Annotated in this window: 17 protein-coding genes; 7 read left to right on the top strand and 10 right to left on the bottom strand. The window is 64.1% G+C overall.

The features are described from left to right. Positions 1-56: 56 nt before the first annotated feature. The gene (locus FG94_RS02630; protein ID WP_036206710.1) at positions 57-983 is read left to right on the top strand and encodes an aldo/keto reductase family oxidoreductase; all 927 of its coding nucleotides are present in this window, start codon (positions 57-59) and stop codon (positions 981-983) included. A gap of 18 nt (positions 984-1,001) precedes the next feature. Further along, positions 1,002-1,313 (top strand): metal-sensitive transcriptional regulator, encoded by a 312-nt coding sequence (locus FG94_RS02625; RefSeq protein WP_027867059.1) that lies wholly within the window; start codon positions 1,002-1,004, stop codon positions 1,311-1,313. Here the strand turns inward: FG94_RS02625 and pssA are convergent, their stop codons facing one another. Then, entirely contained in the window at positions 1,314-2,099 is a 786-nt protein-coding gene (pssA, locus tag FG94_RS02620) for a CDP-diacylglycerol--serine O-phosphatidyltransferase (protein ID WP_036206708.1), read from the bottom strand. A 142-nt stretch (positions 2,100-2,241) separates the two neighbouring features. On the opposite strand from pssA, the gene FG94_RS02615 reads away from it, so the two are divergent. Both FG94_RS02615 and FG94_RS02610 read left to right on the top strand, forming a co-directional pair. Next, positions 2,242-3,198: a CAP domain-containing protein gene (locus FG94_RS02615; RefSeq protein ID WP_036206706.1), complete on the top strand. Its 957-nt coding sequence runs from the start codon at positions 2,242-2,244 to the stop codon at positions 3,196-3,198. Between the two features lie 56 nt (positions 3,199-3,254). After that, positions 3,255-3,809, top strand: a complete 555-nt coding sequence (locus FG94_RS02610) for an Hpt domain-containing protein (protein ID WP_229445829.1) — start codon at positions 3,255-3,257, stop codon at positions 3,807-3,809. A 19-nt stretch (positions 3,810-3,828) separates the two neighbouring features. Here FG94_RS02610 and FG94_RS26385 read toward each other — a convergent pair whose 3' ends face one another. The 7 genes from FG94_RS26385 to rpmH all read right to left on the bottom strand — a co-directional run bounded on the left by FG94_RS26385 (position 3,829) and on the right by rpmH (position 9,062). After that, the gene (locus FG94_RS26385) at positions 3,829-4,044 is read right to left on the bottom strand and encodes a hypothetical protein (RefSeq protein ID WP_036206729.1); all 216 of its coding nucleotides are present in this window, start codon (positions 4,042-4,044) and stop codon (positions 3,829-3,831) included. Between the two features lie 390 nt (positions 4,045-4,434). Further along, positions 4,435-5,013, bottom strand: a complete 579-nt coding sequence (locus FG94_RS02600) for a DUF1439 domain-containing protein (protein WP_051996054.1) — start codon at positions 5,011-5,013, stop codon at positions 4,435-4,437. Positions 5,014-5,096: 83 nt separating this feature from the next. Beyond that, complete coding sequence (mnmE, locus tag FG94_RS02595) at positions 5,097-6,473, bottom strand: tRNA uridine-5-carboxymethylaminomethyl(34) synthesis GTPase MnmE (protein WP_036206701.1); 1,377 nt, start codon at positions 6,471-6,473, stop codon at positions 5,097-5,099. A gap of 72 nt (positions 6,474-6,545) precedes the next feature. Beyond that, the gene (gene yidC / locus FG94_RS02590; protein ID WP_036206699.1) at positions 6,546-8,222 is read right to left on the bottom strand and encodes a membrane protein insertase YidC; all 1,677 of its coding nucleotides are present in this window, start codon (positions 8,220-8,222) and stop codon (positions 6,546-6,548) included. A 10-nt stretch (positions 8,223-8,232) separates the two neighbouring features. Beyond that, complete coding sequence (gene yidD / locus FG94_RS02585) at positions 8,233-8,502, bottom strand: membrane protein insertion efficiency factor YidD (RefSeq protein WP_036206697.1); 270 nt, start codon at positions 8,500-8,502, stop codon at positions 8,233-8,235. Then, a complete protein-coding gene (rnpA, locus tag FG94_RS02580) occupies positions 8,499-8,897 on the bottom strand; it encodes a ribonuclease P protein component (RefSeq protein WP_081925742.1) in 399 nt (132 codons plus the stop codon). The genes yidD and rnpA overlap by 4 nt, the downstream gene beginning before the upstream one ends. 30 nt (positions 8,898-8,927) lie before the next feature. Further along, complete coding sequence (gene rpmH, locus FG94_RS26380; protein ID WP_040378179.1) at positions 8,928-9,062, bottom strand: 50S ribosomal protein L34; 135 nt, start codon at positions 9,060-9,062, stop codon at positions 8,928-8,930. Between the two features lie 333 nt (positions 9,063-9,395). Between rpmH and dnaA the strand changes: the two genes are divergently transcribed. The 3 genes from dnaA (at position 9,396) to gyrB (ending at position 14,816) form a co-directional block, all read left to right on the top strand. Next, complete coding sequence (gene dnaA / locus FG94_RS02575; protein WP_036206691.1) at positions 9,396-10,793, top strand: chromosomal replication initiator protein DnaA; 1,398 nt, start codon at positions 9,396-9,398, stop codon at positions 10,791-10,793. Positions 10,794-11,002: 209 nt separating this feature from the next. Next, on the top strand, positions 11,003-12,109 hold the full coding sequence (dnaN, locus tag FG94_RS02570) for a DNA polymerase III subunit beta (RefSeq protein ID WP_036206688.1): 1,107 nt from the start codon (positions 11,003-11,005) through the stop codon (positions 12,107-12,109). Positions 12,110-12,314: 205 nt separating this feature from the next. After that, entirely contained in the window at positions 12,315-14,816 is a 2,502-nt protein-coding gene (gyrB, locus tag FG94_RS02565; protein WP_036206685.1) for a DNA topoisomerase (ATP-hydrolyzing) subunit B, read from the top strand. A 78-nt stretch (positions 14,817-14,894) separates the two neighbouring features. On the opposite strand, the gene FG94_RS02560 is transcribed toward gyrB, so the two are convergent. After that, positions 14,895-15,194: a hypothetical protein gene (locus FG94_RS02560; protein WP_036206682.1), complete on the bottom strand. Its 300-nt coding sequence runs from the start codon at positions 15,192-15,194 to the stop codon at positions 14,895-14,897. Positions 15,195-15,196: 2 nt separating this feature from the next. Beyond that, the gene (locus FG94_RS02555; protein WP_036206679.1) at positions 15,197-16,498 is read right to left on the bottom strand and encodes an MFS transporter; all 1,302 of its coding nucleotides are present in this window, start codon (positions 16,496-16,498) and stop codon (positions 15,197-15,199) included. Positions 16,499-16,897 lie beyond the last annotated feature (399 nt).

Genomic DNA, 16,897 nt, shown 5'->3' with positions numbered 1-16,897 from the left:
TTTTTGTTTCGCCGCACCGCTATAATCGTGCCATCCTGTTCACAAGAAAGCGCACGATGACCCACCCGCTCCCCGCCGACCTGCACTGCCCGCGCATCGCCACCCGTGAGGGCGGGCTCGCACTGTCCCGCATCGTGGCCGGCATGTGGCGCATGAACGACTGGGGCATGTCGGTCCAGCAGCGCGTGGCCTTCATCGAGCAGTGCGTCGAACTGGGCGTGACCTCCTTCGACCACGCCGACATCTACGGCAACTACGGCGTCGAGGGCGCGTTCGGCGAAGCCCTGCGCGCCCAGCCTTCGCTGCGCGAGCGCATCGAGCTGGTGAGCAAGTGCGGCATCAAGCTGGTCTCCGAAAAACGCCCGCAGCACGGCATCCAGCACTACGACACCACGGCAAGCCACATCATCGCCTCCGCCGAGGAATCGCTGCGCCTGCTGGGCACCGATCGCCTCGACCTGCTGCTGATCCACCGCCCTGACCCGCTGATGGACTTCGACGAGGTCGCCGACGCCTTCACCCGCCTGCAGCAGGCCGGCAAGGTGCGCCACGTGGGCGTGTCGAACTTCACGCGCCACCAGTTCGAATGCCTGAACCGTCGCGTGCCGCTCGCCACCAACCAGGTCGAGTTCTCGCCGATGTTCGTCGCGCCGATGTTCGACGAGACCTTCGACGGCCTGCAAGACCTGGGCATTGCGCCGATGGTCTGGTCGCCGCTGGGCGGCGGGCGCCTGTTCACCTCGGGCGACGCACGCGCAGTGGAGGTCCGCTCGGTCATCCAGGAGATTGCCGACCGCATGGAACAGTCCTTCGCCAGCGTGCTGTTCGCCTGGATCATGCAGCTGCCGAGCCGCCCGATCCCGCTCACCGGCACCGGGCGCTTCGAGGCGATCCGCGAAGCGGTGGCGGCCACCTCCTTCCAGCTCGAACGCGGCGACTGGTTCCGCATCCTGCGCGTGGCGCGCGGGCACGAAGTGGCATAAGGCCAAAGGCAGGCGACGATGGCCGAGAGCCCGCTGAAGATCGTCGAGGGCAGCGCCCTCACCGCGCAGCAGAAGAAGGACCTGCTGAACCGGCTGGCGCGCATCGAAGGCCAGCTGCGCGGGGTGCAGAAGCTGATCGCGCTGGCCGCGGAGCCGTCCGACGTCGACGCCGTGGCCCAGCAGATGGCGGCGGCGCGCAAGGCGCTCGACCGCTCGTTCGTGCAGCTGCTGGCAGGGTCGATCCAGACCCAGGCCGGCAATGCGGCCGACCTCGACGAAGCACAGGCACGCGCCGCCCACCTGGCGGCGATGCTCGATAAATTCGCCTGATCAGTCTTCGTAGACCAGAGGAGGCGCAATGCCGCGCCACCCCATGCGCCAGGCGATGTTCAGCAGCAGGGTCGCGGACACGTACAGCAGGAAGAACAGCACGAAGAAGCGCGTCTGCAGGACCGCCAGCAGCACGGCGCACACCGCCAGCAGCGCCAGCATCACCTTGCCGCGCGGGTGCTTCGAGCTCGGGAAGCGGATGGTCGACACCATCAGCGTGCCGACCGCGATCATCAGCGCAATGATGGCGAAGCACTGCGCCATGGTGGTGGCGGGATCGGGCCAGGCCACCACCACCGAGGCCACGCAGGCCGCGCCGGCGGTGATCGGCATGCCGACGAAATAGCGCGGGTCGGTGCGGCCGACCATGACGTTGAAGCGCGCCAGGCGCAGCGCGCCGCAGGTGACGAACACGAAGCAGGCCAGGCCGCCCATGCGCACCAGGGTCGGGTGTGCGGCGCCCATCTGGGCAAACCCGTAGCAATACAGCAGGAGCCCCGGGGCGCAGCCGAAGTTCATCACGTCGGCGATCGAATCGAGCTGCACGCCGAAGCTGGACTGGGTCTTGGTGAGACGGGCGACGAAACCGTCGAGGGCGTCGAACACGCCGGCCAGCACCAGCAGGATCGCCGCCAGGCGATAGTCGGCGGGGGAGCCGATGTGCGCATTGTCCACCGAGATCACGATGCTGCCGAAGCCGCAGGCGATCGACAGCAGCGTCACGAAACTGGGCAGGGCGAACTTGGCGCGCGCGAGGCGCTGCCGGCTGGTGGGCTTGGTCGACAATTGATGACTCGGCAATGAGATCGATAGCATATTCTACAGGGGAGTGAAATATGCTGGACGTCGCGCAACGCCACGGGCGTCGTATGCCTCTCTTTTGCTCTAGAATGTGATGTCGTTCCCCAGTATTGACAGGAGTTGCAACATGAGCTACGTGCCTCGCTGGCGTTCCCTCATCGCCGGACTGGTGGCCGCTTCGACCCTGGTCGCGTGCGGCGGCGGAGGCGGCGGCACGGACGCCGTGGCGACCCCGGTCGGCGTGACACCTCCGGCCAACATCGTGCCGGATACCGCGGCGCCCACCGCGACCGGCAGCATCGCCGTCGATGGCCGCAACTGGATCAACTACCGCCGCACCCAGCTGGGCGTGCCGGTCGTGACCGAGAACGTGTTGATCAATAATGCGGCGCTGGGCCACTCCGAATACCTGCGCACCAACCGCGTGATGAGCCACGACCAGGCCGCGGGCAAGCCGGGCTTCACCGGCGTCACCCTGAAGGACCGCCTGAACGCGGCCGGCTACACCATTCCGGCCAACGGCTACGCCTATGGCGAAGTGATCTCCGGCGTCACCAACGGCACCGGTTTCTTCATGGCCGAAGAGCTGGTCACCGCGATCTACCACCGCTTCGTGATGTTCGAACCGAAGTTCCGCGAGATCGGCACCGGCGCCGCCACCTCCTCCAGCGGCTACAGCTACTTCACGGCCGACTTTGCGAGCCGCGGCGGCTTCGGTCCCGGCATCGCCGCCAACGCCGTCGTCACCTGGCCGTTCAACGGCCAGACCGGCGTGGTGCCGAACTTCATGAGCGACACCGAAGAACCGGATCCGGTCCCGGACCGCAACGAGGTGGGCTACCCGATCAGCGTGCACGCGAACATCGACGCCCCGCTGACGATGCAGACCTTCACGGTGCGCCCGCGCGGCGGCGCCAACCTGGAGGTGCTGGTCGTGAACTCATCCAGCACCGCCTCGCAGCGCACCGCCATCGCGATCATTCCGCTGGCGCGGCTGGCGGCGGCCACCACCTACGACGTCAGCTTCTCCGGCACGGTGAACGGCAGCCCGGTGAGCCGCGACTGGTCGTTTACTACCCGGTGAGCCTGTCCTCCTCCCCGGCCGGACCGGGCTCGCCACCGGCGCCCTCACAGGTGTCCATGGCGGCGCTCGACTGCGCCGCCGGCCTCGACCGGATGATGGGCGACGAGGCGATGTACCTGCGCGTCCTCACCCGCTTCCATTCCGACTACGCCGACACCGTCCTGCGCCTGCGCGCCGCGCTGGCCGGCGGCGACGCCATGCTGGCGCACCGCATCGCCCACACGCTGAAAGGCGCGGCCGCGATGGTCGAGGCGCGTGGCCTGCGTGCGCTGGCGCTGGAGGTCGAACAGGTGCTGCGTGCCGGCGCGCCGGCCGATGCGCTGCTGCTCGACCGGCTGGACGCGGAACTGGCGCGGGTGATCGCGGAAGTGGGGCTGCTGCTTGGGCCGTCCGCCGGCATCCCGGCATCAGGCGAGGCGGCGCTGGCGGAAGCCGACCTGGCAAACCTGCGCAGCCTGCTCGATCTCGGCGACAGCGGCGCCCAGGATCTCATGGCGGAGAAGCGCGCCGGACTGCGCGCACGCCTGGGCGCGGCGCGCATGGCGCAACTGGAGTCGGCGGTGGCGGCCTTCGATTACGAACGGGCGCTCTCGGTGCTGGACGCCCGGTGAGGGCGCCGGCCGCAAGCGCCTAGCGTGTGAATTCCGCTTCCTCGTCGAAGGAAGCGGCGCAGCTCTTGCCGCAGAAACGGCGCACGCTGTCGAGCGGTTTCTCGCAATACCAGCATGAGCCTTTCGCAGGCAGGCTCGCTCGCGCGGGCATCCCTGGGGTAGCTACGGCGACCGCGGCCAGGGCCGGCTCGGCGGCCAGCCCATTGTCCGAAAAGCTTTCCTGTGTCGTTTCCAAGATCCACCCCCTACACGACAGACTGAAGTCCAACCAAGATTACTTCAGAAGAACATCGTGCCCATGAGAAACCTCAAGCGCGGACCGCGGCGAGGTCGCGCCACGGCAGTTCAGTGCCATTCCATCCGTCCCAGTGTGCGCTGAATGGACTGGCTCTGCAATCGTCACATGCCGATTAGGCTTGCGAACAACACACCTCCAAGGACTTGCGCTCCTGCGCGTAAAAATAATAGCGTATTGCTAATTTTTTGTACGCACGCAAACGGATGCGTGGCGGAAATGCGACTTAGCACCCTAAACAACGCCCCGAGGGCAAGGCGCATTGTCGAAGACAGTACGGAAGTACGGCGAGACAATGCAACGCAGCAATCGGGGTGTTGTTTGGGGTGCTTAGCGCTGATTCGCGGGTTCCAGCGTTACCAGCAGACCAGAACGTGTGGTTTCGATCCGGGTCGGAATGAACTGGACGCCGGCATAGCGCAGGTCCTGCGAGTCGAAGGTGTAGACCGGCGTGTCGCGCACGACGGTATCGATGAGGGTGCTGGCGATGCGCGCAATCTGGCGCTCGGCCTCGGGATTGGCGCCGATCGTCACGCGGTCGACGCGCGGTTCGGCCATCATCACGGCCGGGCGGCCCGGGTCGACGTAGAGCCGGCCCGAGAACGCCAGGCTGCCGCTCCAGGTGTCGCGCGCGAACGGCGGCGATACCGAGGCTTCCAGCGCCAGCGCGACCCGATCAAGCTCAGGCTGGATCGCCAGCTGCGGGCGCTGCAGGCGGATGTCGAACAGACCCATCAGGGGATGGCTGAGCGGGAAGCGGCGCTCGAGGCCGGCCTGCAGCTTGTGCAGGGGGATTTCGACCGTGCGCGGGCCGGTCAGGCTGGCGCAGGAAGACAGCAAGGCGCAGGCGGCAAACAGCAGCCCTCCCCGCACGAGTCGCCGCCGCTTGCTGCCGTCAGTGTTTGTCATCAATCCTGCCCTCCTGTCCTGTCTGTCAGGCGACAGCCTAGCATGCGGCAATCCGGAGTGCAGTGACGATACGCGGCGTCCTCTTACTTCCCGATACAGAAGCGACTGAAGATCACCCCCAGCAAATCGTCCGGCGTGAACTGCCCGGTGATGCTGGACAGCTGGTCCTGCGCCAGGCGCAGCTCCTCGGCGAACAGGTCGAGCGACTGGTCGTCCTGCAGCGCGTGCTGGCGCGCAAGTTCAAGGTGCTCGCGGGCGGCGCGCAGCGCGATCAGGTGGCGTTCGCGCGCCAGGTACAGCGACTCGCCGGTCTGCTGCCAGCCGGCGATGCGCAGCAGTTCGGCGCGCAGCAGGTCGATCCCCAGTTTCTCGTGCGCCGACAGGTACAGGTGGGTGGCGTCGGGCGACACGTCCATCGAGGGCTTGTGGCCGGACAGGTCGATCTTGTTCCAGATGCGCACCACCGGCACCCCGGCCGGGAAAGCGGCGACGATTTTCTCGTCTTCCGCGCTCGGTCCCAGGTTGGCGTCCAGCAGGTGCAGGATCACGTCGGCCTTGCCGACCTCTCCCCAGGTGCGCTCGATGCCGATGCGTTCCACCACGTCGATGTCGTCGAGGGTGCGGATGCCGGCGGTGTCGATGATGTTGAGCGGGATGCCTTCGATCTGGATGGTCTCGGTGACCTTGTCGCGCGTGGTGCCGGCGATCGGGGTGACGATCGCGACGTCGGCGCCGGCCAGGGCGTTCAGCAGCGAGGACTTGCCGACGTTCGGCTGGCCCACCAGCACCACGTTCAGGCCTTCGCGCAGCAATGCGCCTTGCGCCGCCTGGCGGAACACGTTTTCCAGCGCCTCGACGATGCCGGCCAGCTGGCCGCGCGCGTTCGATTTTTCGAGGAAGTCGATCTCTTCTTCCGGGAAGTCCAGGGTCGCCTCGACCAGCATGCGCAGATTGATGGTCTGGTCGACCAGCCGGTGCACCACCTGGGAAAAAGCGCCCGACAGCGACTGCGAGGCGGACTTCGCCGCGGCTTCGGTGGAGGCGTCGATCAGGTCGGCCACGGCTTCGGCCTGGGCGAGGTCGAGCTTGTCGTTCAGGAAGGCGCGGCGGGTGAACTCGCCCGGCTCGGCCAGGCGCAGGCCGTGCCCGGCGCCGGCTTCGAGCACGCGGGCCAGCAGCATCTGCAGCACCACCGGGCCGCCGTGGCCCTGCAGTTCGAGCACGTCTTCGCCGGTATAGGAATGCGGGCCCTTGAAGTACAGGGCCAGGCCCTCGTCGATCACGTCGCCGTTGGCGGCCTTGAACGGAATGTAGGTGGCGTGGCGCGGATTGAGCTTCACGCCGGGGAACAGGACGTCGATCAGGGCCTGCAGCGACTTGCCGGAGGCGCGCACGACGCCGATGCCGCCGCGTCCCGGGGCGGTGGCGATGGCGGCGATGGGGGAGGTGTCGAGTTTCATGGAGGGGATTGTAAGGGATACGGAAAAGAAAAAGCCCGCGCAAGCGCGGGCTTTCCACTGAAACCAGGCCGCTTACTTCGCCGCGCTGGTCTCGAACTTCTTGGTGATCACCCACTGCTGCGCGATCGACAGGATGTTGTTGACCACCCAGTACAGCACCAGTCCCGACGGGAAGAAGAAGAACACCACCGAGAATGCCAGCGGCATGAACAGCATCATCTTGGCCTGCACCGGGTCGGTCGGCTGCGGGTTCAGCTTGGTGGTGATGTACATCGACACCGCGTAGATGATCGGCAGGATGAAGTACGGGTCCGGGCGGGTCAGGTCGTCGATCCACAGGATCCACGGCGCGCCGCGCATCTCGACCGAAGCCTGCAGCACCCAGTACAGGGCGAAGAAGACCGGCATCTGCACCAGGATCGGCAGGCAGCCGCCCAGCGGGTTGATCTTCTCGGTCTTGTACAGCTCCATGGTGGCCTGCTGCATCTTCTGCGGGTCGTTCTTGTAGCGCTCGCGGATCGCCTGCATCTTCGGCGTCACCACACGCATCTTGGCCATGCTGCGGTAGCCGGCCGCCGACAGCGGGAAGAAGGCCAGCTTGATCAGCACGGTCAGCGCGACGATGGTCCAGCCCCAGTTACCCAGCAGCGAGTGCAGGTGGGTCATCACCCAGAAGATCGGCTTGGCGATGATGGTCAGCATGCCGTAGTCCTTGACCAGTTCCAGGCCAGGGGCGATGGTTTCCAGGGTCTGCTCGTCCTGCGGGCCCGAGTACAGGCGGGTGTCGTTCGACACGGTCGCGCCCGGCGCCACGGTGCCCAGCGGCTGGATGGTGCCGATGGCGTACAGGTTGGTCGCGATCTTCTTGGTGAAGATCTCGCGCTGCGCCTTGTCGGCCGGGATGAAGGCCGAGACGAAGAAGTGCTGCGAGATCGCGACCCAGCCGTTATTGGCCTTGCTTGCGTGATCGGCCTTGCCCTTCTCGATGTCTTCGAAAGTCAGCTTCTGGTACTTGTCTTCCTGGGTGTACAGGGTCGGGCCGGTGTAGCTCGGCATGAACCAGGAATCGGTCGCCGGCTTGTTGCCGTCGTGCTGCAGCTGCAGGTACAGCGACGGCTGCACCGGCGCAGCGGTCAGGTTGGTGACGTCATGGCGGATGCCGATGACGTAGTCGCCCTTGCGGAAGGTGAAGGTCTTGGTCAGGCGCACGCCGCCCTGCTCCGCATCCATCACCAGCTGCACGGTGCCGTCGGCGCCGCGCGTGAGCGGACGGGCCACGAACGGGGTCGCGTGGTTCGGCATCACGCCGGCCGGGGTCGAGCCGACCAGGCCGGTCTGGCCCAGGTAGACGCTGTTGCCGCCCACGTTGAACAGCACCTTGTTCTTGGTCTTGTCGATTTCGTCGGCGAACTTCAGCAGCTCGAGGCGCTTGATGACGCCGCCGAGGGTGTCGATGTCGGCCTTCACCACGTCGGTGGTGATGGTGATGCGCTGGGTCGATGGCGCGCCAGGTGCGGCGCCCGGGACGCCGGCCGGGCTGGCGCCCGGCCCGCCCGGCACGGCAGTGGCGCCCGGCTGCGGGGCGGCCGGCACGTCGCTCGGCTTGGTTTGCTGCTGCGCCACCTGGGCGGTCGGCGGCGCCGGCGAGAACAGCGACTGTTTACCGTTGGCCACCATCCAGTTGTTCCAGAGAACAATCAGGGAAATGGCGAACACGATCCACAGGACGGTACGTTTATTGAGTTCCATTGGAGTCTAGTCAGGAGTGGTTACAACCGCGAGCGGCTGGTGGAGGTTGCTGGTCCTTGCCCTCGCGCGCCGGCGGGACGAAGTCGACGCCGCCCGGATTCCACGGATGGCAGCGGCACACGCGGCGCGCGGCCAGCAGCGAGCCGCGGGCGGCGCCGTGCACGCGCAGCGCTTCGATCGCGTAATTGGAGCAGGTCGGGTAAAAACGGCACTTCTGCCCGAGCAACGGGGACAGCAGCAGCTGGTAGCCGCGAAGGAACCAGACCAGCAGCGTCTTCATGATGTCGGCGAGGGCGCCGGACGGCGCGGGCGCTGGGAGGCGAACAGGCGGGTGAGCTCGGCGCGCAGCTCGGCCTTCAGGGCGCGCGTGGTGGCCGGCCCGTCCTTGCCGTTCACCGGCCGCGACAGGCGCACGATGCAGTCGAAGGGCTGCAGCTGGCTGGTGCGGAACAGCTCGCGCGTGACGCGCTTGATCGTATTGCGGGTGACGGCGCGCGGCGCGAAACGCTTGGCCGCAACGACGCCCAGCCGCGCATGCGGCAGGTTGTTGGGTCGGGTGTAGAGCACGAAATGCGCGGATTTTTGCGCCGGGCGCAAACGAAAAACGGATGAAAACTCATCCGTTTTAACGATACGCCGAACGCGCGCGAAGTCGTGCGAACCTTCGCCTGTCATCACCGACCGCGTCGATCTGGTCTAAAAAACTTAGACAGCCAGGCGCTTGCGGCCCTTGGCGCGGCGTGCGTTCAGGACTTGACGGCCACCACGGGTAGCCATACGTGCGCGGAAGCCGTGCGTGCGCTTGCGACGGACGACGGAAGGTTGGTAAGTACGTTTCATGGTGGTCTCGCTTAAAGCAAAAGTAAGTGCAAAATCGGGTCTGACGTCGTGTCAGGATTCGTCGCCAATGACAGTTCGCAGATGGTTAAGCCAGCGTCACGCCACAGCAGATACTCGTTTCGCCCGGGCAGCCGCCTGCTGAATTGTCAGCTTGATATGGCGCACGGACGGGGAACCCTGAATTAGACATGATTTCCAGTCCAGCTGTCAAGGCGACCGTTGTTTCCTGATGAGTCTTGCAAACTGCGCCATGCTTGAAAATTCTGGGCCCAACCTGTGGATAACTTCGGCCGAGACAGGTAAAATAGCGTGTTACGTATCAATTAGCGAAGTATGGAAAACTTTTGGCAGACCTGTTCCGCGCAGCTGGAACTCGAGCTGACGCCGCAGCAATACAGTGCGTGGATCAAATCGCTGGTCGTCCTCGATTACGAGGATGGCAAGCTGCGCATCGCCGCGCCGAACCGGTTCAAGCTCGACTGGGTCAAGACCCAGTTCGCCACGCGCATTACCGAACTCGCCTGCCAGTACTGGGAAGCGCCGGTCGAAGTGCAGTTCGTGCTCGATCCGAAGAACAACCCGGCCAGGAAGCCGGCGGGTCCTGCCACTGCTGCCGGCGACGGCAGCGCGGCCGGTAATGGCGCCCCGCGCCCTGCCGACCCGGCGCCCAGCCAGGGCAACGTGAACATCGCCAACTCGCCCAAGCGCGAGCAGAGCCGCATCAACACCGACCTGACCTTCGACAGCTTCGTCACCGGTAAGGCCAACCAGCTGGCGCGTGCCGCCGCGATCCAGGTCGCCAACAACCCGGGCGTCTCGTACAACCCGCTGTTCTTCTACGGCGGCGTGGGCCTCGGCAAGACCCACCTGATCCATGCGATCGGCAACCAGGTCATGGCCGACAACCCGAACGCGCGCATCCGCTACATCCACGCCGAGCAGTACGTGCGCGACGTCGTCACCGCCTACCAGCGCAAGGGCTTCGACGACTTCAAGCATTACTACCACTCGCTCGACATGCTGCTGATCGACGATATCCAGTTCTTCGGCGGGAAGAGCCGCACGCAGGAAGAATTCTTCTATGCGTTCGAGGCGCTCATCGCGGCCAAGAAGCAGATCATCATCACTTCGGATACCTATCCGAAGGAGATCACCGGCATGGACGACCGCCTGATCTCGCGCTTCGACTCCGGCCTGACGGTGGCGATCGAGCCGCCCGAGCTGGAAATGCGCGTGGCGATCCTGCTGAAGAAGGCGCAGTCCGAGAACGTGACCCTGTCGGACGACGTCGCCTTCTTCGTGGCCAAGCACCTGCGCTCCAACGTGCGCGAGCTGGAAGGCGCGCTGCGCAAGATCCTGGCCTACTCGCGCTTCCACGGCAAGGACATCACCATCGACGTGGTGAAGGAAGCCCTGAAAGATCTGCTGTCGGTGCAGAACCGCCAGATCTCGGTGGAGAACATCCAGAAGACGGTGGCGGACTTCTTCAACATCAAGGTGGCGGACATGTACTCCAAGCGCCGCCCGGCGAACATCGCCCGTCCGCGCCAGATCGCCATGTACCTGGCCAAGGAACTGACCCAGAAGAGCCTGCCGGAGATCGGCGAGCTGTTCGGCGGCCGCGACCACACCACCGTGCTGCACGCGGTGCGCAAGATCGCCCAGGACCGCCAGAAGAACGCCGAGTGCAACCACGAGCTGCACGTGCTGGAGCAGACGCTGAAGGGCTGATGGGAGATTTTCGTAGGGTGGGCAGGTTTCCTGCCCACGCGGTGATCGCTGCAAGGTGATATGTCGCGACAGTGCTGGCGATCGTTGAACGCGTGGGCGGCAAAGCCGCCCACCCTACAAAAGCCATGCCGCAGCGTTTGTGTTTGCTTCCGGCAATTGGCAAAATAGTGTTAGAGCAATAAATAATTAATACTTAACTGAGGATATCTATGCAACTGGTCAAAACCACCCGAGACACGCTTCTCCGGCCACTGCAGATCGTGAGCGGTATTGTCGAGCGTCGGCACACCATGCCGATTCTGGCCAATATCCTCATTCGCAAGGACGGCGAAAGCGTCTCGTTCCTCTCGACCGACACCGAAGTCCAGATCACCACGCTCGCCAACATCGGTTCGGGCGACGACGTGACCGGCACCACGGTGGCGGCGCGCAAGCTGCTGGACATCCTGCGCGCCCTGCCGGAGTCGGGCGACGTCACCATGACCCTGCAGAACAAGCGCCTGGCCGTTCAGAGCGGCAAGTCGCGCTTCGCCCTGCAGACCCTGGCCGCGGAAGAATTCCCGACCGTGTCGGTGGCCGACAGCTACAACGCCAGCGTCACCCTGCCGCAGAAGACGCTGAAACACCTGTTCAACATGGTGCACTTCGCGATGGCCCAGCAGGACATCCGCTACTACCTGAACGGCCTGCTGCTGGTGCTGGACGGGAACAACATCATCGCCGTGGCGACCGACGGCCACCGCCTGGCCTTCTGCCAGGTGGCCACCGAACAGGCCTTCGAGCGCCAGGAAGTGATCATCCCGCGCAAGACCATCATCGAACTGCAGCGCCTGCTGGAAGAAAGCGATGAAGAGGTGCGCCTGGATATCGCCGCCTCGCAGGTGAAGCTGACCTTCGCCGACATCGAGCTGGTCTCGAAGCTGGTCGAGGGCAAGTTCCCTGACTACACCCGCGTGATCCCGAAGGGTTACAAGAACGAGTTCACGATCGGCCGTGACGAGCTGCTGCGTTCGCTGCAGCGCGCCGCGATCATGACCAGCGACAAGTTCAAGGGCGTGCGCTGCATCATCGAGCCGGGCGTCATGAAGATCAGCTCGACCAACGCCGACCAGGAAGAGGCGGTGGAAGAACTCGAGATCGACTACGGCGGCGACACCATCGACATCGGTTTCAACGTGACCTACCTGCTCGACGTGCTGAACAACCTGAAGTGCGACCAGGTGAACATCGCGCTGGGCGATTCGAACTCGTCGGCGCTGATCTCGATTCCCGACAATGGCGACTTCAAGTATGTCGTCATGCCGATGCGGATTTGATAGCGGACCGCACGGCCCGCCATAGTAGTTAGCCGTTGTTCCGTCATCCCCGCGCAGGCGGGGATCCAAGTTTGTAAGCACTCACGCAACAATTGGGTTCCCGCCTTCGCGGGAACGACGGTTCAGGAGCTGCTGGCCAAGGTTGAAGCAAGCAACCTGACAACCAAGCAGCCCTGAATCACCCGTTTTATAGAGAAAGCAGTCCATGTCCGAGAATACCCAACCAGAAATGACTCCCGCCGCCAAGGCGGACGAATACGGCGCGTCCTCGATCCAGATCCTGGAAGGCCTGGAAGCGGTGCGCAAGCGCCCGGGCATGTACATTGGCGACACCTCGGACGGCACCGGCCTGCACCACCTGGTGTTCGAGGTGCTCGACAACTCGATCGACGAAGCCCTGGCCGGCTACTGCACCGAGATCCACGTCACCATCCACTCCGACAACTCGATCTCGATCACCGACAACGGCCGCGGCATCCCGACCGGCGTCAAGATGGACGACAAGCACGAGCCGAAGCGCTCGGCGACCGAGATCGCCCTGACGGAACTGCACGCCGGCGGCAAGTTCAACCAGAACTCGTACAAGGTCTCCGGCGGCCTGCACGGCGTCGGCGTCTCGTGCGTGAACGCGCTGTCGAAGCTGCTGCGCGTGACCGTGCGCCAGAAAGGCAAGATCCACCAGCTGGAATTCTCGCGCGGCGTCCCGCTGGACCGCATCATCGAAGTCGTCGACGGCGTGGAAGTCTCGCCGATGAAGGTCCTGGGCGACACCGACAAGCGCGGCACCGAAGTGCACTTCTGGGCCGACGAGGAAATCTTCACCACCGTCGAGTTCCACTACGAGATCCTGAGCAAGCGCATCCGCGAACTCTCGTTCCTGAACAACGGCGTCAACATCAAGCTGAGCGATCATCGCACCGGCAAGGAAGAAGTGTTCGCCTTCGAAGGCGGCACCCGCGGCTTCGTGGAGTACATCAACAAGGCCAAGACCGTCCTGCACCCGACCGTGTTCCAGGCCACCGGCGAGCGCGTGTCCGAGCAAGGCACCAACATCTCGGTGGACGTGTCGATGCAGTGGAACGACGCCTACAACGAGCAGGTGCTGTGCTTCACCAACAACATCCCGCAGCGCGACGGCGGCACTCACCTGACCGGCCTGCGCGCGGCAATGACCCGCGTGATCAACAAGTACATCGACGAGAACGAATTCGCCAAGAAGGCGAAGGTCGAGATATCGGGCGACGACATGCGCGAAGGCCTGACCTGCGTGCTGTCGGTGAAGGTGCCGGAGCCGAAGTTCTCGTCGCAGACCAAGGACAAGCTGGTGTCGTCCGAAGTGCGCGGCCCGGTGGAAGAGATCGTGGCCAAGACCCTGACCGACTTCCTGATGGAGAAGCCGAACGATGCCAAGATCATCTGCGGCAAGATCGTGGAAGCGGCCCGTGCCCGCGAAGCGGCGCGCAAGGCGCGCGACCTGACCCGCCGCAAGGGCGTGATGGACGGGCTGGGCTTATCGTCCAAACTGGCCGACTGCCAGGAACGCGACCCGGCCCTGGCCGAGCTGTACATCGTCGAGGGTGACTCGGCAGGCGGCTCCGCCAAGCAGGGCCGCGACCGCAAGTTCCAGGCCATCCTGCCGCTGCGCGGCAAGGTGCTGAACGTGGAAAAGGCGCGCTTCGAGAAGATGCTGTCGTCGGAGCAGATCACCACCCTGATCGCGACCCTCGGCACCTCGATCGGCCCGGACGAATTCAACGTCGACAAGCTGCGCTACCACCGCATCATCATCATGACCGACGCGGACGTCGACGGCGCCCACATCCGCACCCTGCTGCTGACGCTGTTCTACCGCCAGATGCCGCAGCTGGTGGAGCGCGGCCACATCTACATCGCCCAGCCGCCGCTGTACAAGGTGAAGGCCGGCCGCGACGAGCGCTACCTGAAGGACGACCTCGAGGAAGCAAGCTACATGATGACGTTCGCGCTGAACGCTGCCTCCCTGATCCCGCGCGAAGGCGCCGAGCCGATCAGCGGCGAAGCCCTGAGCGAGCTGGTGCGCCAGTACAACCTGTCGAACGCCATCATGATGCGCCTGACCCGCGTGATCGACCGTGCGGCGCTGACCGCGATCACGGCCGGCGTCACGCTGGACATGAGCACGCTGGAGAAGGCCGAAGCCTCGGCCAAGGCGATGGAAGCGGCGATCAAGGATCCGGCCGTGAAGGTGGTCGTGCGTTCGGACGAGCTGTCCGAGAAGCACGCGCTGCGCATCGAGCGCATGCGCCACGGTAACGTGAACGTCACCTCGATCGACGCCGACTTCGTGCAGAGCAACGACTACGCCGTGCTGGCCAACGCGGCCGCCACCTTCCAGGGCCTGATCGGCGAAGGCGCCATCATCCGCCGCGGCGAAGGCGAGAAGATGAAGGAGTTCGCGGTGCGCGGCTTCCACGAAGCCATGATCTGGCTGCGCGAGGAAGCGGAACGCGGCGTGAGCAAGCAGCGTTACAAGGGTCTGGGCGAGATGAATCCGGAACAGCTGTGGGAAACCACGATGGATCCGACCGTGCGCCGCCTGCTGAAGGTGCAGATCGAGGATGCGATTGCGGCGGACCAGATCTTTACCACGCTGATGGGGGATGAAGTCGAACCGCGTCGTAACTTCATTGAGACCAATGCGCTGCAGGCGGGGAATATCGACGTTTAAGCGTTCTGCGCTCTAAGCCAAAAAGGCCTCGTATTCGTACGAGGCCTTTTTCATTCTGCCGTCAGTTGGTGACGGCGACTACTCGATCTTTTCTTCGAACTCATTCAGACGCTTCATGACCGCCTGGTTCTTGGCGTACTTGCGCTTCAGCTGCGTAAGCTTTTTATCTGTGCCAGTACAGAGCTTGCGGATTTCACGCTCCATTTCCTTCATGCGCTGCTTGTCTGGCGGGTCCGGGATCTCTCCCCGGAAATGATCGCAGCCTTCACGCTGTTCCACATATCTGACAACGTCAGAAGGAAGCCGGGCTTCCGCCGCGATCGCTGAGCCGAGGCTAAAGCAAAGCATAACAAGTACAGTCTTCGTCGTTAGACGCATCTCTACGCTCCGGTATCTGACTCCTGCTCGGGAATCGGTCGCACAACAAGGAATTGATACAACATCGCGCTGACGAAGGCGATGCCGGCGCCGGCCAGCAAGGCCGGCACGAAGGACCAGGCCTGCGCCATGTAGCCGGTAAAGATCGGCGCCAATGCACTGCCGATGAAACCGCCAAAGTTCTGGATCGCTCCCAGCGAGGCGATACGGCTGCGCGGCGCCACGACCGTGACCAGCGACCAGGAGCAGGCCGACGCAGCATTCGCCAGGAAGATGACCACCGAGATGCAGGCAATGGCCAGGGTATTGCTCTCGACCAGTGCAGCCGGGATCGTGAACGCTACCATGCCCAGCATGGCGATTACCACCGCCGTACGACGACCCGCCAGGACCGATGACGCACGCCGTGTGATCTGGTCAGACGCCCAGCCGGCCACCAGGGCGCCGGCGAAGCCGCACAGGAAGGGAATCGTCGCCGCCACACCGACGTAGGCGACGTCCATGTTGCGCTCTGCACGCAGGTAGCCCGGCAGCCAGGTCAGGTAGACCCAATTGAGATAGACCGATCCGAAGAAGCCGAGCAGCATGCCCCAGGTCGCGCGGTGCCGGAACAGGGCGAGCCAGGAGGCGAAGCCTGCTTTCGGCGCCTCTTCTACCGTTTGGCCTTCATCGAGATACGCCAACTCCTCCGCGGACATCTGCTCGCGCACCGGGTCCCGATACAACATCACCCAGACAACTGCCGCCACGATGCCGAGCGCGCCGGTGACGAAGAATGCCCAGTGCCAGCTGGTGGCGGCAATCAGGGGCGACAGGCACAGTGGTGCGAGCGCAAAGCCCAATGGGGACGCCGAGTTGTAAATGCCTGTCGGCGTACCACGTGCCTTGACTGGGAACCAATTGCTCACGACCCGCGCCGCGGCCGGGAACTGCGGCGCCTCGCCGATACCAAGCACGACGCGGGCAAGCACGAACCAGCCGAAGGTCGAGACGAGGCCACCTGCGGCTTGTGCCAGCGACCACAATACCAAGCCTGCGCCGAGCAACCAGCGCGGTCCGATCTTGTCGACCAGGGCGCCAACCGGCAGCTGGCACAGGGCATAGCTCCAGGAAAAGGCCGACAGCAGTAAACCCATCTGGCCAAGCGACAGACCGAGATCGGCGCGGATGAATTCATTGGCGACGGCAAGCGTTGCGCGGTCGAGGTAGTTAATGACGCCAGTAACGACCAGCAGGATCAGTGCGATGGTCTGGCGGCGACGGATGCGTGGAGGCGTAACTCCATAGGAAGGGGATGCGTTCATCCCGTGATGCTACCAACGAATATTGATCAAACGAAAGGAATTTTCATTCAGCAAAATTTTGACCGTAGTTTGCCAACGCAATGACGCCAGAACACAAAGCAATATTGTTGATGAGATATTGAACAAGATTTAGACTATGTGGATCAATGATCCGACGAGTTTCAAGTCCACGTGCCATCCCGATCAAAAGACGCGACTCCATGGAGCGATGCTGAGCTAGGAGCTGCCATCAAGGCATACATAGGCATGCTTCACAAGGAGCTCAGTGGGATTGATCTTGCCCCGCTTTTCCCGGACACAGCCTGATGCTTAGTTAGCGTCAGTTTCCAGAGCCTGACGGCGTCGCTCTTTCCTAAACATCCGCGGCGATTTGTAGCCGAGCGCTGAATGCGGATGCAC

This window comes from Massilia sp. LC238 (assembly GCF_000735635.1).
GTDB classification, from domain to species: domain Bacteria; phylum Pseudomonadota; class Gammaproteobacteria; order Burkholderiales; family Burkholderiaceae_D; genus Telluria; species Telluria varians.
Note: the sequence above shows the minus strand (reverse complement) of the source record. Positions and strands in the feature narration are given on the sequence as shown.